The 20,110-nt window shown below is 42.3% G+C and carries 17 protein-coding genes; 5 read left to right on the top strand and 12 right to left on the bottom strand.

Annotated features, from left to right (window positions below; all coding sequences use genetic code 11):
- Positions 1-80: 80 nt before the first annotated feature.
- Both NCI00_RS28905 and NCI00_RS28900 read right to left on the bottom strand, forming a co-directional pair.
- The gene (locus NCI00_RS28905) at positions 81-3,236 is read right to left on the bottom strand and encodes a SusC/RagA family TonB-linked outer membrane protein (RefSeq protein WP_253533383.1); all 3,156 of its coding nucleotides are present in this window, start codon (positions 3,234-3,236) and stop codon (positions 81-83) included.
- Between the two features lie 309 nt (positions 3,237-3,545).
- Positions 3,546-4,478, bottom strand: a complete 933-nt coding sequence (locus NCI00_RS28900) for an ATP-grasp domain-containing protein (RefSeq protein WP_253533381.1) — start codon at positions 4,476-4,478, stop codon at positions 3,546-3,548.
- A 342-nt stretch (positions 4,479-4,820) separates the two neighbouring features.
- Between NCI00_RS28900 and NCI00_RS28895 the strand changes: the two genes are divergently transcribed.
- The gene (locus NCI00_RS28895; RefSeq protein WP_253533379.1) at positions 4,821-5,111 is read left to right on the top strand and encodes a hypothetical protein; all 291 of its coding nucleotides are present in this window, start codon (positions 4,821-4,823) and stop codon (positions 5,109-5,111) included.
- A 95-nt stretch (positions 5,112-5,206) separates the two neighbouring features.
- On the opposite strand, the gene NCI00_RS28890 is transcribed toward NCI00_RS28895, so the two are convergent.
- The 6 genes from NCI00_RS28890 to NCI00_RS28865 all read right to left on the bottom strand — a co-directional run bounded on the left by NCI00_RS28890 (position 5,207) and on the right by NCI00_RS28865 (position 14,426).
- Positions 5,207-6,739 (bottom strand): RagB/SusD family nutrient uptake outer membrane protein, encoded by a 1,533-nt coding sequence (locus NCI00_RS28890; RefSeq protein ID WP_253533377.1) that lies wholly within the window; start codon positions 6,737-6,739, stop codon positions 5,207-5,209.
- Between the two features lie 28 nt (positions 6,740-6,767).
- Positions 6,768-10,076: a SusC/RagA family TonB-linked outer membrane protein gene (locus tag NCI00_RS28885; protein ID WP_253533375.1), complete on the bottom strand. Its 3,309-nt coding sequence runs from the start codon at positions 10,074-10,076 to the stop codon at positions 6,768-6,770.
- Positions 10,077-10,137: 61 nt separating this feature from the next.
- A complete protein-coding gene (locus NCI00_RS28880; protein ID WP_253533373.1) occupies positions 10,138-11,001 on the bottom strand; it encodes a hypothetical protein in 864 nt (287 codons plus the stop codon).
- A gap of 495 nt (positions 11,002-11,496) precedes the next feature.
- Positions 11,497-12,861 (bottom strand): replication initiation protein, encoded by a 1,365-nt coding sequence (locus NCI00_RS28875; protein WP_253533371.1) that lies wholly within the window; start codon positions 12,859-12,861, stop codon positions 11,497-11,499.
- 629 nt (positions 12,862-13,490) lie between these two features.
- A complete protein-coding gene (locus NCI00_RS28870) occupies positions 13,491-13,772 on the bottom strand; it encodes a hypothetical protein (RefSeq protein ID WP_253533369.1) in 282 nt (93 codons plus the stop codon).
- Positions 13,773-13,826: 54 nt separating this feature from the next.
- Positions 13,827-14,426: an AAA family ATPase gene (locus tag NCI00_RS28865; RefSeq protein WP_253533367.1), complete on the bottom strand. Its 600-nt coding sequence runs from the start codon at positions 14,424-14,426 to the stop codon at positions 13,827-13,829.
- 615 nt (positions 14,427-15,041) lie between these two features.
- On the opposite strand from NCI00_RS28865, the gene NCI00_RS28860 reads away from it, so the two are divergent.
- The 4 genes from NCI00_RS28860 to NCI00_RS29620 all read left to right on the top strand — a co-directional run bounded on the left by NCI00_RS28860 (position 15,042) and on the right by NCI00_RS29620 (position 16,884).
- A complete protein-coding gene (locus NCI00_RS28860) occupies positions 15,042-16,223 on the top strand; it encodes an ATP-binding protein (RefSeq protein WP_253533365.1) in 1,182 nt (393 codons plus the stop codon).
- A 34-nt stretch (positions 16,224-16,257) separates the two neighbouring features.
- The gene (locus NCI00_RS28855; protein WP_253533363.1) at positions 16,258-16,389 is read left to right on the top strand and encodes an N-6 DNA methylase; all 132 of its coding nucleotides are present in this window, start codon (positions 16,258-16,260) and stop codon (positions 16,387-16,389) included.
- 113 nt (positions 16,390-16,502) lie between these two features.
- On the top strand, positions 16,503-16,667 hold the full coding sequence (locus NCI00_RS28850; protein ID WP_253533361.1) for a hypothetical protein: 165 nt from the start codon (positions 16,503-16,505) through the stop codon (positions 16,665-16,667).
- A 28-nt stretch (positions 16,668-16,695) separates the two neighbouring features.
- Positions 16,696-16,884 carry a hypothetical protein gene (locus tag NCI00_RS29620; RefSeq protein WP_374758880.1) on the top strand — a complete coding sequence of 63 codons (189 nt, stop codon included), beginning with the start codon at positions 16,696-16,698 and terminating at the stop codon, positions 16,882-16,884.
- 318 nt (positions 16,885-17,202) lie between these two features.
- Here NCI00_RS29620 and NCI00_RS28845 read toward each other — a convergent pair whose 3' ends face one another.
- The 4 genes from NCI00_RS28845 to NCI00_RS28830 all read right to left on the bottom strand — a co-directional run.
- Positions 17,203-18,423 carry a glycosyltransferase family 61 protein gene (locus tag NCI00_RS28845; protein ID WP_253533359.1) on the bottom strand — a complete coding sequence of 407 codons (1,221 nt, stop codon included), beginning with the start codon at positions 18,421-18,423 and terminating at the stop codon, positions 17,203-17,205.
- A 109-nt stretch (positions 18,424-18,532) separates the two neighbouring features.
- Complete coding sequence (locus tag NCI00_RS28840) at positions 18,533-19,300, bottom strand: hypothetical protein (protein ID WP_253533357.1); 768 nt, start codon at positions 19,298-19,300, stop codon at positions 18,533-18,535.
- The gene (locus NCI00_RS28835) at positions 19,300-19,773 is read right to left on the bottom strand and encodes a DUF3347 domain-containing protein (RefSeq protein ID WP_253533355.1); all 474 of its coding nucleotides are present in this window, start codon (positions 19,771-19,773) and stop codon (positions 19,300-19,302) included. The genes NCI00_RS28840 and NCI00_RS28835 overlap by 1 nt, the downstream gene beginning before the upstream one ends.
- 84 nt (positions 19,774-19,857) lie before the next feature.
- Positions 19,858-20,110: permuted SH3 domain-containing protein (locus NCI00_RS28830; RefSeq protein WP_510186812.1), on the bottom strand; the 253-nt coding region annotated here is incomplete at its 5' end.

Raw genomic sequence — 20,110 nt, 5'->3', positions numbered from 1 at the left:
TTTGAGTTTACTACGATTCGTGTAGACTTAATCACGAATACTTTTGCCCCTCTCCCTGCCGGAGAGGGGCTGAGGAAAAGTTAAAACTTAAAGGTCAAATTCACGCCCATACTCCGTGCCGACGGAAATTGTGTAAGTTCTACACCTGGGGTAAGCGTACCGCCGTTGAGATTTCCGCCTTCGGGATCGAATCCAGGAAACTTAGTAAAGTTAAACAACTCCCGTCCAAACAAGGCCACACTCGTTTGGCGAACACCCACTCTGTCGAGCAATTTTGGCGGCAAATTAAACTCAAAACGAACTTCTCGGATTTTCAAAAACGAAGCATCAAAAATGTTGACTTCAGCATTGCTGATTTGATAATAATTGTCGTAATAAGCACTCGCCGCAACTTTGACAGTGTTGGGTTTAAACGAGCCGTCTGCCTGTAAAACCACCCCTTCGCCCACCAAACCACCATCGCGGCCCGGCAGCGTCACGCGGGTTTTGCCAAGGGTATTATTTTTGTGGCTGGTTTGCGAATACATACTTCCACCCATTTGACCATCCAGCAATACGCTTAATTTCAGGCCTTTATACGTAAATTCGTTCATAAAACTGCCTTTCCAGTCGGCAAAAGCATTGCCCCACTTTTTGGCAATTGGGTCAAGTTGGGCGGGTAAACCATTGGACGAATAAATGATTTGCCCATCGGGGGACCGCTGAAAACCACGTCCGTACATATCGCCCATCAAGCCACCCACGCGGGCTTCGATGGTGACGTTACCGCTGTGGCTATAAATGGTTTGGTTGGTAATACCTGCGGCCAGTTCGCGCACATGACTACGGTTGCGTGACCAAATGACGGTGGAGTTCCACGTAAAATTGGGATTAACCACCGGTTTTCCCGTCAGTTTGACCTCAATGCCTTGGCTATTGATGAGTCCCGCGTTGATAAGGGCATTTGAGAAGCCCGAAGTGGGGTCAAGCGGCACGGCCAAAATCTGGTTGCGGCTATTGTTGTTGTAATAGGCCAAGTCAAAGCCAAGACGATTTTTGAACAATCGCACATCCAAACCTAACTCGTAGCTTGAGGTAATTTCAGGTTTGAGGTTGGCATTGAACAGCGTACTTGGATTGGTAAAACTGTTTCCATAGATACGGTCATAATAGCGCGTCGTTTGGTAAGGGCGGGTGTCATTCCCTACCTGCGCCCAGGAAGCTCTAAATTTAGCAAACGACACATTATCAGGTAGTTGAAACAATTCATTCAACAAAAAACTACTACTCACCGAAGGATAGAAGAACGAGTTATTGGCAAAAGGCAATGTACTCGACCAGTCATTACGTCCTGTAACATCCAAAAAAACTTTCTCATCGTAGGCAAACTGCGCAGCTCCGTAGATACTATTGATGGCCTTTTTGGTCTTCAACGGGTCTGCCACGGCTGGGTCTAAACTGTTAGAAATCTGATAAATACCAGGCTGAGCCAACTGGTCAGCGTACATTCCTGCAAAATCGTAGGTTTGGCGCATGGCATTCCCACCTACCGAAGCCGTGACGCTGATTTTGTTGGTAAAATTATCTTTGTACGTCAGCAAAAAGTCAGTGTTCGATTCATAACTGAAAACGTTTTGCTCTCTAAACATTCCTCGCGGGTACTTGGTCATGCTGAAGGGGCGTTGCTGAGATCGGTATTCAAACGACATATCTACACCCGTTCTCACCATCAAATCTAATTTTTTTGAAAGCTCATAATTGGCTGAAATTGTACCGATTAGCCCGTGTTTATTCAATTTGTTCAACATCTCGTACATATCCAAATAAGGATTGTCGGGACCGGGATTGAACGGATTGCGTTGTTGTATTCCTTCCAAACCTGGCTGCCAGTAGGGTTTGTACCATTCGGGTTTAACATTAGGCGCGGGGCCAATAATCACAAAATACATCAACGATTGATTGTTGTAGCCCGCCGCCGGCAGGTTATCACTGCGCTTATTGGTGTAGTTGGCTTTCCCCATAATTTTGAGCTTGCTCGACAACTGCTGATTGACCGACAAGGCTGCGTTGATGCGCTCAAAACCCGTATTGGGAACAATCCACTCGTTTTTGAGGTGCGTAAACGAAAAACGCGCCGAGCCTTTATCGGTACCGCCTTCGAGTGATAGGCTGTTTGAGAAAGTACGGCCCGTTTGGAAATACCCCGAAATATAGTCTTTGTGTGGCACCCAGGGTGTTCGTTCGGTAGGTCTGCCATCGGGCGCGTCGGGATTATATTGAAAGTAAGATTGCCCGTTAAATTTAGGCCCCCACGCCCGACCTGCCGCCGCTGTGGTGCTTGTGTTGATACCATCCGCACTGTTTAAATAAGAATAATACACATCGGTGCGTCCTTCTCCGTATTCAAATTGATAATCTGGCCAGCGGTTGACCTGCTCAATGTTAAAATTGGTATTGAACGTCACCCCAATTCCCCGGTCTTTTCGTGCGCCTGTTTTGGTGGTAATGATGAGCGCACCACCCGCCGCCCGGCTTCCGTAAAGTGCCGTAGCACCCGGGCCTTTCAACACCGTTACTTTTTCAATATCATCGGGATTTAAGTCAGAAACGGTAGAACCGTAGTCAATTGGGCTATCTGCCGAAAGGTGAGAATTAAAGCCTGTGCTCGTGATTTTGCTGCTGATGGGTACGCCATCCACGACGATGAGGGCTTGGTTGTTTTCCAAATTGAGCGACGATTCTCCGCGCAGCGTAATCCTCGACGAACCCATTGGTCCACCGCCCACCCCCTGAATATTGAGGCCCGCTACTTTTCCCGAAAGTGTATTTACCCAGTTGTTGGATTTGGCATCTACCACGGCGTTGGCATTGATGGTTTGTGCCGCAAATCCCAGCGATTTTTCTTCACGTTTGATGCCCAAGGCCGTAACGACCACCTCACTGAGCATTTTTGTGTCTTCCTCCAACACAATATCAATGGTGCTGCGGTTGCCAACTTTTATTTCTTGCAATACAAAACCAATGGCTGAGACGGTAAGTAGCGAAGTGTTGGTAACGGAATTGATTTTGTAAACACCATTTGCATCCGTAGTAGTACCCGTATTTGTCCCTTTCACGAGGACGTTTACACCTGGAATAGCTTCTCCGACTACGGAAGTAATTTTACCAGTAACCATGTTGGACTGAGCTAATGTACTCAGTGTAATAAACCAACCCAACAGAAGAAGTAATCCACTTTGAAGTAGATTTTTTTTCATAATTTAACAACGTTTTTAGTGACTTGAAAGAAAGCTGAAGACAACTCACGTCGTAGCCGTTCCAGCGGCTGCGACTTTTTTATAGGGGATAACCCATTTGCAAAACTACATTGAAGTTGTAGGCTGTATATTATCAGGGTTTTAAGCGTTTGTTATGTTTTTGAAACCTCGGTTTAATAACTTAAAATTTTGATAATGAATAACTTGACAGTTTTCATATCCTATTTATGAGGAAACTTCGGTTATTTTCCAAAACCCTGTTCAGGAAGTACCCAAAAACTACATTGGTGAGCATTTTGGATAATGTACTCAATCGGGCTGCTGCACCAACTGCCGCTCGTACCAAATCAATGCGCTTTTTATGGTTCGTTCAATCAACTCCTTCAATTGTATTCCGTGATGATTGGCGAGGGCTGGTAAGTAACTACGTTGAGGGTCTAAGTTTGGCATTGTATTAATATCAAGTATGTAAACCTCGTCATTGGCTACGCGGACATCTGTTCGCGACATTCCTTTGATTTCCAAAAGTTTATGCAGTTCCAACACTCCTTCTGTCATCATGTCATGAAGATGTTCATCCAATTGGGGCTCAAAATCTTTGTAGGTAGGTCCATAGTTTTGACCTGCCACATAGATAGCTCTACCATCGTTGGGGATAATTTCTAATGGCGGGAGGCATTGAGGGTTTAGTCCATTTTTATCAGGAATTACCGCCACTGTAAACTCACGGCCTTCGATATAAGGCTGAATAATGTAGGATTCTAAGCTGTTTAATTGCTGACTAGGAATGTTATCTTTTTTAAAAAATAGCATGTTACGGTGTAGGCTACCGTAGCGATGCTTGGCAATAAAGGTCGTAGTTGGAGAAAAATCAAGCAATTCGTTTGGCAATAAAATACGAGGAGTATTCAATCCTACTTGCATACACATGTCTGGCAAAAGGGCCTTATCCATGGCCAAAAGTTGGGTCGAATAAGAGCTTGCGGTGTGTTTAATCCCATGCCAGTCAAGCCAACGAACCACTTCGACTTGGTCAGCTACACCATACCCATAACATACGTTGAAAATAAGGTCAAACTGACGTAAAAAATCAGCAAACTCGGCGGTGAAACCCACAAAATGTGTTACAAAAGCTTGGACATTCTCAGGGGTTGCCTGAATGAGGGAAGCAATGGTCGCAGCATTGATATTTTCGCGCCACGGGGTAAAGTCTGAGTCAGAATACAGATAAAGTAGTTTCATCGCAGAAGGGTGGTTTAATTCTGCGAATGTAGCGTTTTGACCTCCTATATTATGTTAAGGTAAAGTCAATAAATCATTATGTTTTTTATGGATAAATTTAATAGAAAGTAATTGATTATCAATAGTATAAATAACGTTAAGTTGCCAACATAACAGCTTTGAGTCGATGGTTTTAAATAACGAAAAGGCGTAGGTTCTTACAGTCTTTTGTTCAGGTTTTCGGGGCCCTTTCTGATGAAAAACTTAACATAAATACAACATTGGACCATTGTTTTACAAGAAAAATACCTATCTATTTGTAAATTTTTTTATTTGTACGTTTTTCTAATTATTCAACCCAAAATGAAATCAAAAATAAAGGCTCAAGCGAGCGAAATTGCAAAAAAAATTGCCGATGTAATGGTAGAGGAGGCAACTTCCAAAAAAATAAAAAAAGCGGTCAATAAAACCTCTGAAAAGTTGGCGAAGAGGATTGTAAAAATTAAACAGAAAGAAGCCAAAGAGAAAGAAAAGGTAGAAAAGAAAGCCGAAAAAAAGGTGTTAAAGGCAGCCAAGAAAGTGGCCAAAGAAAAAAAAGTCAAGAAAGTAGCTAAAGTTTCGAAAAAGAAAGAAGAAACTACCCCTATAGCTTAGATAACTTCCATCTGTATCTATACACAAACGGCAACCATTCTGTAAATGGTTGCCGTTTGTGTATAAACGCTCATTGATGCTGTAAGACTGATTCCCTAGTACCCTTCGTTTTGGTACATTTTTACGGGATCAAGCTTGAATTCATCAAATGGAATGGGATAATAATAATCTTTGAGACCAAAATTTGAAATCTTGGCTGCTCCAAAATCCGCCTGCAACTTGGTACCCATATAAGTTACCAACTCAGCAGGTTTAAAAAAGCGCAGCAAATCAAACCAACGGTGGTTTTCAAACGCCAGTTCGATGCGGCGCTCGTGCAAAATAGCCATTTTGAGCGAAGGAAACTTAGCTTTGTAAGCGGCGGTCTCTTTCACTACTTCATACAAAGGCATCTTCGCCCGTTCGCGCACCTGATTCAGAAAGCTGATGGCGGCCGCATCATTGCCCAAATACAGATTCACTTCGGCCAACATTAAAATTACGTCGGCATAACGCATTAAAATCCAGTCATTTCCGCCGTATCCATTGGCTCCTGCCGCAGCGCTTACATCACGGTATTTGGTGATAAAGTAATCTTTTACGTTGGCCGCATTAGCGTATTTAATGGAAAAATCTTTCCGCAAATCACCCTCTTCATATTCTTTTACTAAATCAGGGGTTACATTACCGCCCGTTCCAGTGGTGGTACGCAACGAATTGATATTTTCTCCCTGCGCCTGAGTGCTCACGGCAATGTTGGATGCATAATTAATGTCTCCCTGCTTATACACGATTTGAAAGATAATTTCAGGATTCGTTGATTTTTTGGCAACATCAAACACATCCGTATAAGAAATTTCTTTCAACAGGCCGAAAGTACGCTTATCATACGCACCAGTCAGGTAGGTCTTTGCCTGGTTGAGGTTAGTTGTACGGTTGGCGGCATCCAAAGTGGTGGCCATGGTCAGGTATACCTGCCCCAAAAGCGCCATCCCAGCAACTTTAGAAACTCGTCCTTTATTGGCAACAGGCTGGTGGTCAGGCAATGAGCTATTGACCACGTCGGTCAGGTCAGCTACAATCTGCGCGTACACTTTATCTTTTTTCTCCCGTGCTGTGTTGGCTTTTACCTCGTCACTGGAACTCAACGGCTTGGTAACCAGCGGTACATCGCCCCATTTACGTACCAAATGGAAGTAGACCAATGCCCGAATAAACTTGGCTTCTGCCTGATATTGGGCTTTGGTGGTGGCATTTGAAAACGTTACTTTCTCAATCCCGTCCAACACTAAGTTGGTCCGCGTGATGATTTGGTACAACGCCAACCAGTGGGTTTTTAGGTAGGTATTGCTGGGCAGCAACGCGAAATCGTTGAACTGAAACGGCTCACCAGCATTGGATTGATTGTCGTTTCTGCCCGTATTGTCGGAGCGCTCTTCTGAATACAACATGCTGCCTTCGGCAAGGCCGCTGTTGTTGCGCAGGGCTTGATACGCGCCGTTAACCGCTAATAAAACGTCATTTTCATTTTTAAAATAATTAGAGGTAGCTACCGAATTGGGGTCAGTTTCTACCAAAAAGTTGTCATTGCACGACATTGCTCCGAGCGTTAGGCAAAGACAAAGGATACTGTTACGTATAGTTTTCATAATTAATTTCGGTTGAATCAAACGTGTGCTAGAAAGTCAATTTTGCGCCGATGTTGTAGGCACGGGCCAATGGATACATACCATAATCTACCCCGGGCGTGAGGTTGGCTCCACCATTGTAATCCACTTCAGGATTGTAGCCCTTGTACTTCGTCACGGTAAAAGCATTGTTGACGTTGGCATACACGCGCAGGCCTTCCACTTTCCATTTACCGAGCCATTTTGTCGGCAAATTATAACCCAACGAAAGGTTGGTACAACGGAAGAAGGAGCCGCTTTGCAAATAGAATGTTGACAGACGAGTGCTGTTGCTTTGGGTACCTCCACGCGCCGCGCGGTATACAAGTCCGTTGCCTGGTTCGGCTTCTGAGCGATAACGATTGATTACATCAACATATTGATTACCTGAGGCTTCCATGTTATAGACGTAGTAATCCTGTCCGTCCAATACCTGATTGCCGTAGACACCGTTGAACGCTGCCCCCAAATCAAAGTCGCGGTAACTTGCATTGAGCGAAAAGCCGTAGGTAAACTTAGGATAAGGAGTACCAATGACCTGTTTGTCGGCATCATTCACGACCCCATCTTTGTTTACATCTTCAAAAATCAAATCACCTGGACGAAGCGGGTTGCTTGAAGCTGTCGAACGTGCTGGGCCTTTCAACACATAACCCGTTGGGAATGACTGCTTGGAAGCGTTGTAGTTGGCATTATCAACCGCAATATTTTCCATGTCTTTTTCACGCACCATGCCAATCACTTTAAATCCGTAGAACATTCCGATGGGCTGCCCTTCTTGGGTAATGTGGGTCAGGTAAGAGCGCTCGGCACCGTTGGTTATGATGGTATTGGCGCCTCCCATGTTGAGGACTTTATTGCGGTTGAATGAAATATTCCCGCTTAGATTCAACTTAAAATCTTTGGTCGAAACCAAACGGCTGTCTATCTGCAACTCAACGCCTTTGTTTTGCACTTTTGAATCGCGCAGGTTGGTTAAGATTGTAGACGTTCCCGAAATGGCCGACACGGGTTGATTGAACAACAAATTGTATGAATTACTCAAATAGGCATTGAAAATGAAAGAAAGACGGTTGCGCAATAATCCAACATCAAGTCCTACATTGTATTGTGAAGTCGATTCCCAACCCAAACGTTGATCTTTGATGGGGCCTGCCCAAACGGCTGTGTTGATGGTTCCGTTGCCAAAAACGGTCCCGCTTGGGTTAGCCATGGTTTGCAGATAATTGTAATTTCCGATGTTATAATTACCCGTCAAACCCCAGCTTGCCCGCAGTTTGAGCGTTGAAGCTTCTCCTAACATGTTGTTATAGAACGATTCTTCGGAAATATTCCACCCTGCCGACACGGACGGAAAAGCGCCCCAACGGTTCAACGGTCCAAAACGAGAAGACCCGTCACGACGAAAAGCCGCCGTGATGTAATAGCGACTCGCGTAACGGTATTCGGCCCTTGCCAAGTACGACAGCAGCGTTTCTTCTACTTTTCCAGTTGCGCCATTCAGGAAAAAATTGGCTGGGTCAGCGCCTTTGGCCGTAATTTCTTGAATCAAATCATTCTGAAATCCTTGCGCCGACACACTGATTAAGTCACTGTTGTATTTTTGGGCGGTATAGCCCGCTAATAAATTAATGCCATGTTCGCCGAATTGCTTGGTGTAGTTGGCCGTAAACTCTCCCAAAAGGTTGGTAGTTGCCAATGTTTGGGCGGTGGCTCGGGCCGCAGCGTAAGATTGAGTAGAATACGGCGGATTGTTGCCACTGCTTAGGCTCGTGGGCAAATAGTACTCGTATTTCTCGTTGTACGTTTGCAAACCAATGTTAGCTTTGGCCGACAATCCTGGCAAGAGTTCATAGGTAAGATTTCCGTTGTAATTAGCCCGCAATCCGCGACGCTTGATGTTGGTTTCCAACGCCAAAGCCACGGGATTTTCTACGGTCTGATACCCAAACGTTGGCTGTTGGGCGGCTACCTGATTTTTCAATAACACGCCGTTGTCGTCGTATGCTCGGAAGGTGGGCGGATAAATCAACGCACCTAATACTACCCCTTGATTAAAACGACCTTCTTGTACTTCGCGCCCGTTGGTGGAAGTGACAAAAATACTCGCTCCTACTTTGAGTTTTTCGGTCAAGTCACCGTCAACATTAACCCTAAAGTTCAGCCGTTCTTGTTTGGTAGCGACAATAATTCCCTGTTGGTTTTGATAACCCAAACTTACCAAATAGCGTCCGCCTTTGTTGCCACCCGAAAACGTCAGATTGTGACGACTCACGGGTGCATTACGGTACAATTCGTTTTGCCAATCGGTATTATATTTAGGCGCAATCAACTTCTGATTGGCAAAGTCATAGATGTCGGTTGGAATGCTTACGGCGCTGGCGTTACCTACTTTGGAGACTCGCGTAGCGTTATCATCTGAAAACATAGAGTTGTTCCATGTCTTCCCTGAATTTTCGTACAAATCGCGGTAGGTGTTGTTGCGGGCATCAATCAACAATTGTGCAAACTGCTCTGAATTAAGCAATTTTACTTTCTTTGCCAATTGATGTACCCCATATTGATAGTCATATTCCATTTTACCCTTACCCTCTTTGCCGCGTTTGGTGGTGATAATGACGACCCCACCCGAAGCGCGTGAACCATAAATAGCCGCCGAAGCCGCATCTTTCAGAATGTCAATGCTTTCAATGTCGTTGGGGTTGATGAAAACATCATTTCCTGCGGGAAAACCGTCAATGACGTACAACGGGTCTGAGCTGGCATTGATGGAGCCAATCCCGCGCACCCTGATTTTGGTACTTACATAAGGCGCACCGCTTACCTGCGACACTTGCACCCCAGCTAGTTTTCCTACCAATGCTTGCCCGAGCGTTGGGGCGGCGAGGTTCAATTCGCGGGCTTTTACGTTTGAGATAGCCCCCGTTACGTCGCTTTTACGCAGGGTTTGGTAACCTACCGCTACCACCTCATTGAGCATATTTATGTCTTCTTTGAGTTTAATAGTCAAGGATATTTGACCATTAATAACCACTTCCTGCGGCACAAATCCGACCGACGAAATGACAAGCACAGCATCCGTTGATACTTCAAGGGAAAACTTTCCTTGCCCGTCAGATACCGTTCCTTTGCGGGTTTGTTTTTCCACAATACTTACGCCTGGCAACGGTTGATTTGCCTCATCGGTAATGGTTCCTGTTACTTTGATTGCCTGTTGGAGCTTGTTGGCTGATGCAGGGGATTGATGCAGGAAGGTCAATCCCAAAAACAAAATGCAAAAGCACATCCAACTTTTGGTTGGTGTTTTGTAGATGTTCATCACTAATAAATTAGGTGTTTAATTGGTTTGCCGAAAAGGGCGCCGACAAATACGCCTTTTGTTATTTTACAGTTACAAAATGTACATTTTGATGGCGCGAAGAAGTAACGGCCATCCCCGTTGAATAGCCATCGAGCAGCGTAAAACCTTCCAACTCGTCGGATTTATCAATATCCACTACGTTCAATACCTGTTGTTGCCCCGATGCAATGGATTTGTTCAAATCCACAAACGTAAATCGCCATTTACGACCCTCTATTTGGTTCTGAATCAATACCAAAACTCCCTTTGACGGTATCCAATGCAGGTTTTGAACCCAAGCCGCGCAGCTAAACTTTTTAAACAACACGCCTGCTTCGCTTGTCTTTTTGGCATTGCGGAGGAGTTCAGGGTCATAGAGACGAACTTCGTTGGATTTTTGGCCATAATCAGCCGTGGCTACGTACCATTTACCTTTGTATTGTACATACTCAGGACGCGTTCCCTGAATACATATATCGTCTTCAATCACGTTGAGTAAATTTCCGTCCAGGGTTTTGGTACGTTGCAGCCCTTCCCAATCAACGGCATAAATCACCGCTTTCCAGCGTGTTCCTTCAGGATTAAGACGAATACTGTTGCCGATAAATGTGTGTTTGGAGCCATTGTAAGCAATTCCCGTGGGATGATTAATCACATCCTGACCGTTTTGCGTGAGCTTTATTTCTTGGCCCGTATAAACTAATTGATTGGAATTGAGGGTATAAGTACGGATTATTCCCATTTCACGGTCACCGTAGAGATAAACCTTACCTTGTTGATAGCTAACTCCTTGGCAGGCCCCTAAAGAGTCAATGGTGGTTGATGCAACGATTTTTACATCCATGTCTGCCGCTCCGAAAAACAAAACAGCCATGGCGCTAACGATGGTGATTACTATTTTCACTAATTAAGTGCGGTTGTACTACGCCGCAAAAGTGGGCATTTAGTGTTATCAGAAGGTTAATGTGACTTTGTCAAATCATTAAATGTATATAACCACCGCGGGGCTACAGCTCCCAAATTAAACACTTCACAGTTCAAAATGTGTTAAGGTAAATTGACAACCTGATTAAGTGCGCCTTGTTAATCAGGGAATTAATGAAATACATTTGGGTCATTGGACTGGCTAACAATGTGTTCACAGAACCTTAACTAACCGATTTGATTTTGGTACCAGTCAAGCGTGTTTCGGTGGAAATTGTTGATAAGCCTATCACAAACCAACTTTTCATAAACTTCTTAAAACAAAATTGACGATGGACTGCTACCATGAAAATGCTGCCAAAAATTATCCAATCGTCTCCTTAAAAATCATCAGAAACCCTAATGGCTGCTTTGGGGATAGCTTATATTTAATACATATTTATGGCTTTATGTAAAGCCATAAATATGTAAAAATCTACCCCAGCCACCCTATAAGCCTTAATTTGGACTTTAATTCCGCTTCTTTTAACTCAAAGTTTTTATTGACAACAGAAAATCGCTCAGGAAATTTTTGCATGGCTTTCATAAAAATAAGGGTTTGAACATGCTCTCTGTTCAGATTTTCTGCATCATCTTTTTTTCTATCCCAATCTCGACTGTACTTTAACCCCTCAATGATTTGTTGGCGTGTTTCAGGTGTTTGCTCAAAAATCTCCGCAACTATCAACTTTTGCTTTTCGTAGTGGTCAATTCTTAGATTTTCCAGCTCGTATTCCAGTGCCACTCTTTCATTTGCCTTTTGTTGTTGTTGCGCTGCTATTTTAGTTCGGTTTTGCCGCTTTACTTCAATGGGGTCTATGATTCCTTTTGTCGAAATCATCTTTGCCATGTATGCGGGTATATTCTTAATTTTCTCGCCTGCTTTTATTCTATTAAGTGTATAGACAATTCCCGTTTTTACGTCATTGTACGCATATTTCGACAACCACTGTTGTAACGTTTGTTCAGGAATTAAATCGGCGGTTAAAACTAAAAGTTCGTTCAGGGCCGTACCTTCTTCGGTCGAAAACAATGGCAGCTCTGGGAGTTGTTTCCTTTCTGGCAGATGTGTCAGTATATTGAACTTTATCCTTACAACCTTCCTCCCCTGCTTTATTTCTTCAAATGAAAATTTAATGTCGGTGTCTCGGTTTGCATTCAAATCTTCCTGTGCTTTTAGAATTACTTTGTCTTTGAAGTGACCATATAAAGCGTATTCATCGGCGGCAATCCCTAAGATCAATTTCAGTTCATCAATATCAAAGGTACGACTGCCTATTTTTTCGTACTGCTTCAACAACTCATAAATCCGTATCGAGTGAACGCTTTTTATGGAGAGTATACTCCTAATATCGTATATCAGGTATCTGGCTTTGAGCTCTAATAAAAAAGGTTTTAGTCGCGGTTCAAATGTCACCCAAATGCTTTTCTCTGTATCTTTTTTAGCTCTTTCGTCAATCACTCTTTCAATACCAGTGAATAGTGGAATAGTAAGCTCGGTTTTAAAACCATCTCTTTCGCTTTGTATGGCAATGATTTTCTTTTGAAGTCCAAGGGCTGCTTCTCTTAAAAATTGATAAATCTCCCCTCCCTTACTCAATCCAAATTCATCAATTACTTGTCCTACATTGATTTTATACTCTTTGAAATCGGCATCGGAAGGATGTATCATTGATAAAGTAATGGCAAAGATTCGGGTCTCCCAAATATCAAACTTGTATCTTGCCTCTACTAATTCATTGGCTTTTTTAATAAATCTAACGTCTTCTTTGACATACTCTTTCCTGATTTTTTTTGACATAACATATTATTTATTAATGTATAACGATGCAAATTAAGAATAACTATCACCAATATAAAATCAAGTGATAGTTATTCTGTGATATTTTATGGTTAGTGATTTTTTTCGTAGTAATGGTGATAGTTCGCTTACAATCATTGACCTGAAAAGTTATCCACATTCCAATTTTGTGGATAACTTTATTTTCGTAGTAATGGTGATAATATTTCGTAGTAATGGTGATAGTTAACGTAGTAATGGTGATAATAGATTTTGATATTTCGTAGTAATGGTGATAGTTAACGTAGTAATGGTGATAATAGATTCCACATAACTCTGTAAATCAGTGGGTTATGAGGGCCGAAAGTATTACATATTGTTATTTATACATTATTTAAAACAACACAGAAGCTGTTGTTTTTTTATTTTAAAAAAAAGGAAGGAAAAAAGGTTTTCTAAATGAGATTTACATTTGTTTTTAAAATTTCCGCAAAATCCAGTTTCGTAGTAATGGTGATAGTTCGCTACCAAAAATCGTAGTAATGGTGATAATAACGCCTGTTGTTAATTTTGAATAAAAATTGATGTAATACCAGATTTATGTATTTATGGTATTATGTATTTACATAATTACGGGCACGATTGAATAATTATTCACTTAGCTTGTGCTTTTGGGCGTATTCTTGCAAGGCTTCAACAAAAAGTGCCTTTATCTTTTTCTTTTGCTTAAAGCCCAACTCTTTTATGGTGTCCATTAATTCCGTAGGGATATGAACCGTAAATTTAGTCTCTTCAACTTTGGGAGTCTTGTCAGCTTCAGATTTGCTTCGGTTCTGTATTGGCGTTATCTCCTGCAAAGGAGTAGTGTCTTCTTTGTCTTTTAGTTTACCCCCCAATGTGGCCAACTGATTTTTGAAATTGTCCTTTTTCATACTTGTGTATTTATGGTATTACATATTTATGTAATTATGGCTTTATGTAAAATATTAAAGATACTCCAAAATTTCTTTTGTTAGGTTAAATATCTCCTGTTGGGCTTTATCATCTTCCGTTTCAAAAACGCCGCCAGTAATCGGTGAACGGGCGTAGCTGACTCTCTGCGAAATCATCGTGTCTAAAATGGGCATTTCGTACTGTTCGAGAAGCTGTTTAATGTCATCGGTTAGGCTGGTGCGGTGTTGAATCATATTTAGCACAATAGCGGCCTTTAGGTTGGGACGTTTTGCCTGAGACTGTTTAAGTAAAGCAATCGTAGCTTTGATCGCCATGACATCCAATACCCCCGCTTTAGTAGGAACCAAAACGAAATCGGAGAGTTGAAAAAACTCCGGCAACTTACTGCTCAAATAGGGGGGGGTATCAATTATGGCAACATCGTAGTTTTTGCCCGCTTTCGCAATCTCATCAATCGGTAAAAGGTCAATCCCTTTTAATCCGACCAACTCACCTAATCCTGCTATGCTTCCTTGCGGGTCGCTGTCTAGTATGGCTACCCGAACGGAATTCTGTAAACAATATCCGAGGTTAAGGGCGATGGTAGTTTTGCCTACGCCTCCTTTTTGGTGGGCTATGGTAATGATTTTCATGTATTAATTATTGTATTGTGCTTTCAAACATAATACATAATTATGTAAAACCATATTAATGTAATTATGGGAATATGTAATAATTAAAAAAAGAAGTCTAATTATCTTTTTTAAGATAATTGTGATTTTATAACGAAATAATTCCGTTATTGTTGTAGTTTTTATTTACAAATCATTTATATAAATAATAATGCCATTGATAACACCTAGAATAAACCATTTAATATGTAAGATTTCGAGTCATTAATTTATAGAAATTTAAATTACTATGCTATTCTGTATAAACGAAAGGGAGTAGTTTCAACAAAATCTCTGGACAGGCATTGGTTGAAATATAGGAATTTAAAGTTTTGAACAAAGAAGCAGTCCTTTTAAAACAATCAATACCTATAATAGTCTCCCAAATCTGTTGCGCTTTTAGTAGTGAGTTGGGTTTAAGAAATTCATAAACTCAAGTGTATGGATTGGAATCAGGTAAAATAAAATAACGTACATTTTTGGTGAACTTTGAGAGAAAATATTGATATATACCTTCTAAAGATGAAGAATATTGCAGAAGCTATTGTTTAAATAGTAATACTTTTTGCATTATATTTGTGCATATAGTTAATTTTTATGATACAAAGAGCATTATTCAGCGAGTTGGAAGCACACCTAGCCAAACCACAGGCTACGGTCATTACGGGAATGAGAAGGGTGGGGAAAACTACCGCCCTAAAATTTTTACTAGCTAAAACCGCCCACACCAACAAGCTGTATTTAGACTTTGAGAAGATAGAAAACCGTATTTTGTTTAGCCAAAACAGCTACCAAGCCATCGAAGCAGGTTTGGAGGCGTTGGGGTTGGCCCTCCATCAACCCGCAGTGCTAGCCCTCGATGAGATTCAGTTGGTGCCTAACTCACCAAGTATCATTAAGTACCTTTACGATACCTACGCCATTAAGTTTATTCTGACTGGTTCGAGTTCTTACTATCTTAAAAATCACTTTACGGAAAGTCTGGCTGGTCGCAAACGTATCTTTGAGATGTTCCCCCTTGGGTTTGATGAGTTTTTACAATTTCGGGGTTTTGCCCGTTCGCAGTTTGAGCATACCGCCCAAAAACCATTTTCAGAACCCATTTATCAAATTTTCCGACAAGAATACGAAACCTATTTGAGGTTTGGAGGCTTTCCCGAAGTCGTTTTGGCCGAAACGGTCGACGATAAAACCGCTTTTCTCAAAGACATCATCAATGCTTACATTGAACTCGACATAAAACTATTATCTGATTTTCGGGTGAGCAATGATTTGTACAAACTTTGTCAGCTGCTGGCCTCCCGCACGGGCAGCCGCTTGGATGTCAGTAAGTTGAGCAGTATTTCGGGGATAAATCGTAACAAACTGACCGAATACATGGCTTTGTTTGAATACACCTACTTTATTCACCTGATTCCGTCCTTTACCAAAAACAAAGACAAGGAAATTGCAGCCCAACGCAAGGTGTACATTGCCGATACGGGTATGTTGCAAATACTGGCTCAAGTAAGCAGCGGGCAAGTTTTTGAAAATGCCATAGCCTTACAATTACTGCGGCTGGGTGAAGTAGCATACTACCAAAAAAAATCAGGACAGGAAATCGATTTTATTTTGAACAAAGATACGGCCATTGAAGTCAAAGAAACACCTTCTTATCCCGACCTCAAAACATTGAACTATCGTTCCGAAGACCTCGAACTGCCCCATAGCCGCCTAGTGGGCAGACACTTCACCAATTCCGATTTTCAGGAATGGTATTGGGGAGGAGGCATTTTTTAATGCCTTTTTGTAGTATAAAACAACATTAAATCCTATGCTCACTGGCGAAAAACGAAGCCCAATAAACCGCATCAGGAATGCTTTCTGGACGGGCGGACTTTCTAACCAGCTCACGGTCATCGAACAAGTCACGTACCTAGTCATTATCAAGCGATTGGACGACTAATCCCCCCCCGCGAAAAAATCCGTGCTCCTGCACAAACCCATCGAAAACCCTATTATTCCAATGAGCAGTAACATCTGCGTTAGGGTCACATTGAAGACCGCGAGACCGAAGATTTGTACCTCCTCTTTACCCAACAAGTCGTTGTATTTGACTTCTTGAAAACACTGGGCGGAGAAGCAGGCAATTACATTCAGTTCATAAAACGAGCCACTTTTACGAATCCAACGCAGCGCCTGTTGGCGCAGGTAGGGAACATGATCAATAACTTCCAAATCTAGCGTAGTACCATGGTAAAAAATTCAATATTTGCTTAAAGACGTGGGAAAGTGTAATCGCGAGGTCAATTGTGTGTATCATTTTACGCCCAAACACTATTTTGCCGATCATTTCGCCCTCCCGGAGCGGCCTCCCAATACCATTTTACCGCTTCCTCGAAAACCGCCCGCACAAACGTTTACAGTTGTACGCTCATTTTGCAGACAGTCAATCGCCTAAGAGAATATGCCTATATGCACCAAAAAGCCGCTTTTTCCTCACGTTTTGGCGCTTTTTTGTTGGGTTGAAGCCTTTGAAAACGCTCCAAAATTTATGTGTGTACAGGATGTGTGTACGCAGTGTGTGTTACATTCGTCCATTTATAACAAAAACCTCAGAATCTTGAATTATTCACGTCCTGACAAAAACATTGTTCTTGCTTTCATGCCACTCATTCAGGTAATCGGGTATTCTTTAAATAAAACGCTTAGACTGATTGATACCTTTTATGCGGGCAATTGCTCCAAAGGTCATGCCCTCACAATACATACTAAAGAACTAAAGTTGTTTCAACACGCTCCTCAGAATTTGTTCAATTTCATCAATTTTCACTGTAAAATCATCTTCTAGTCCATCTGACCAATATTTAGGATGAACATCCTGGTCATAATAATACGCAGTGTATTTAAGCCCCAACAATTCTGCCAAATACCGAAAATAATCGGGGGTGTAGGTTTTGGAAAATAACTCAAAAAGATGTGTGCCAGATTGGCACCAGATGATGTTAGAAAATGAAGCGCCGTGCGGCCCAATGATAAATTTGGCATTGCGGTAAAGAGCTATTTGCTCGAAAACCGTCCGTGGTCGGTCTTCAATAATCTGGAAATCGTACTTCTTTAAGAGGGTAATCAATTCATTTTCGTTCTTAATTTGACGACGACCGCTACGACTTATATAAATCCGCGCTTCTTTGTGTATTTCATTTGAGTCGACAAACTTAGGCAGAATGTATTTACGAAGGGCTTGTATATCCGCCGCATTTGGATAAAACCAATGCCCATTGTTTCCAAGAATACACTCTTTAGGCGTAATTCGATAGCTTCTACTGTCTTTTACGCGGTGCGAATCAATTCCTAACAATTCAAAATACTCGCGCTCATAAGAAGTATTAAAAAGGGGGTAGGAGATGATTGCCTTGTTGAAGGTTGATGGTGGTAATACCTCTTTCATTCGACAAAGTTTCCCAACCACCAGCAGTAAAAAATCATAATATCCTCCCCATACAAATCCGTCGATATAGTGGCTCCACGGTACAATCAGTACCTCAGCGTCAAGATGGATTCGTTTTTTTCGATGCAATGTGTTACGGTAAAAGTCCGCATTATTGGTATCGGTACATACTACTTTATTGCTTAGGTGGACTACGCCATAAGGAAGTAAAGTAATTTTGCCCTTCTGAGCTGAAAACTTCCAGACCATGACACGGTCGGTTTTAGCCAATGTTGGTAAAAAATAACGCTTTTTCGTATTTATTACATCAACTACTTCTGGCATGTGAAGTAGGTTTTCGGGGTGCTCAACCAATTGAAAAGGCGCTAAAAAATCGTCCGTTTCATGCTTATTTAATAGTCTTACCCCAAAAATCCCGTAAATCCAGGATAAACCTTTTGTCAACATCATGTGACGAAACAAATGATACGCTCCCCTGACTTTTTCTTTCGTGTGGGAGCGACCTAATATCAAGCGCCATTTTTTACCCTTGCTGGAGGTTAGAATCATATTTATAAAATGAGGTGTATATTTTCTTTAAAACGCTACCAAAAACGAAGCATTTGCGCATTAACGGCCGTTTCATAGTTCATAAATAGCATTTGTCAAACGTAGATAATTAACTCATTTTCAGGCCTTTTCTTTGAACTGTGGTTTTTTGGCTCACCCAAAACAAGGTAAATCCTGAGGCAACGGTCAGTAACCCAAAAAGAGAAAAGGCACGTAACAGTCCATTGGATAAATTATCCCGGCTTTCATAATCCATCAGGTGCAACATCCACAAAAAATCAAAAATCCGCCATTTGGTATTACGGTATTTCTGGACGGTGCCCAGCTCCGCAGCGATATAAACCGTGGTACTTACAGGGTTTTCAAAAGTAACGGCATAGGCCGGCAGAGGAAGGTTACGGTATTCATGGTGCCCATTTGTTTGGGTCAAAAATTCTACTTTCTCCACCTTGGGGTCGCCGACAAACCGATTTTGAGCAAGCTCTACCGCCTCGGCCTGACTAAGCGCGGGGCGAAGATTACCAGTTTCGGCATTGGCTAAGCAAACGTGGCTCCCCGAATGAGGGTGCGCCTTTGATACGGTATAGTGAATTTGATAAAATGGCTTCCCAAATAACTCAATGCTTTCTAAACCAATAATGGAGTCAACGGGCGCATGGCCCCGCAAGGAATCAATAATAATGGAGGGAGAGACCCACGCTTGATTGACCTTAAACAACGGGACAGCACGTTTTTGAGGGTCGCCGTGGACATCATCCATGTTGGACCAACTGAAATACAGCCCGCTGATGGTCCAAAACAAAAATTGGACTCCAAGAGCCACCCCTAAATAGCGGTGGCTCTTGCGAATCTTACGGTGGAAATCACTTTTTTTCATTAAAGTGTTTCTTTCACTTTTCCGCATTTAAGCATGGCATCCCCAAAATAGGGATTGGCGATTTCTTTCTTTTCGCTCAACCAGTAGCCGCCCGTGTTATTATTGGCCATCGGACAGAAATCATAATACACCGTACTCCCAGGCTTCATGGCCTTAGCGGCGGCATAAACTGCCGTTGTCAAGGTGCCAAGTTGGGCGCGTTGGGTATCAATATCTGAGCTTTTTGCCATGGCATCGGCGGCTTTGGCGGCATCGGCCCCTATCATTTTACCCGCTTTTTTCACTGCCGCCGACAATACCTTGGCTTCAGCCGCAGTGGCTTTGGCATCAGACGCGACCAGTGCATTTTTGACTTTAAAGTATGCCGTCAAAACGGGGTCAATACCCATTTTGGTCATGTTGTGTCCCTCGTGTTGGGCAAACGATACTGCGGAAATCAAAAGTGCAAAGGCGAAAATGATTGTTTTTTTCATTGGTTTGAATTGTTTAAGTGAATTGATTATTTGTGTGTATTTGATTGTAAATCAGTAGAATAATATTGCTTTGATGCATTAAGGTTACATTTTATGCCCTTCCATCGGGTTGCTGCCTTTTTTAAAAATGTATTCGCTGTTGAGCAGATAGGCCCCCGAAATCACCACTTTTTCACCTGCTTTTAGGCCATCGGTGATTTCTGTATAATCTTTGTTGGTCATGCCTACGCTTACCATGCGGCTTTCAAAAGCGCCCTCGGCATTTTCTAGCCACACCGTCACGCCGTTTGTGTCCTGAATAAGCGCGTTTGTCGGTACCGCTATCGTATTTTTTACC

The organism is Runella salmonicolor, assembly GCF_024158025.1.
Taxonomy (GTDB): Bacteria; Bacteroidota; Bacteroidia; order Cytophagales; family Spirosomataceae; genus Runella; species Runella salmonicolor.
This window is presented reverse-complemented; position numbering and strand designations above follow the sequence as displayed.

Coding starts and splice junctions, on each gene's coding strand:
- NCI00_RS28905 (WP_253533383.1), bottom strand. CDS start 3,236: ATGAAAAAAAATCTACTTCAAAGTGGATTACTTCTTCTGTTGGGTTGG.
- NCI00_RS28900 (WP_253533381.1), bottom strand. CDS start 4,478: ATGAAACTACTTTATCTGTATTCTGACTCAGACTTTACCCCGTGGCGC.
- NCI00_RS28895 (WP_253533379.1), top strand. CDS start 4,821: ATGAAATCAAAAATAAAGGCTCAAGCGAGCGAAATTGCAAAAAAAATT.
- NCI00_RS28890 (WP_253533377.1), bottom strand. CDS start 6,739: ATGAAAACTATACGTAACAGTATCCTTTGTCTTTGCCTAACGCTCGGA.
- NCI00_RS28885 (WP_253533375.1), bottom strand. CDS start 10,076: ATGAACATCTACAAAACACCAACCAAAAGTTGGATGTGCTTTTGCATT.
- NCI00_RS28875 (WP_253533371.1), bottom strand. CDS start 12,861: ATGTCAAAAAAAATCAGGAAAGAGTATGTCAAAGAAGACGTTAGATTT.
- NCI00_RS28870 (WP_253533369.1), bottom strand. CDS start 13,772: ATGAAAAAGGACAATTTCAAAAATCAGTTGGCCACATTGGGGGGTAAA.
- NCI00_RS28865 (WP_253533367.1), bottom strand. CDS start 14,426: ATGAAAATCATTACCATAGCCCACCAAAAAGGAGGCGTAGGCAAAACT.
- NCI00_RS28860 (WP_253533365.1), top strand. CDS start 15,042: ATGATACAAAGAGCATTATTCAGCGAGTTGGAAGCACACCTAGCCAAA.
- NCI00_RS28855 (WP_253533363.1), top strand. CDS start 16,258: ATGCTCACTGGCGAAAAACGAAGCCCAATAAACCGCATCAGGAATGCT.
- NCI00_RS28845 (WP_253533359.1), bottom strand. CDS start 18,423: ATGATTCTAACCTCCAGCAAGGGTAAAAAATGGCGCTTGATATTAGGT.
- NCI00_RS28840 (WP_253533357.1), bottom strand. CDS start 19,300: ATGAAAAAAAGTGATTTCCACCGTAAGATTCGCAAGAGCCACCGCTAT.
- NCI00_RS28835 (WP_253533355.1), bottom strand. CDS start 19,773: ATGAAAAAAACAATCATTTTCGCCTTTGCACTTTTGATTTCCGCAGTA.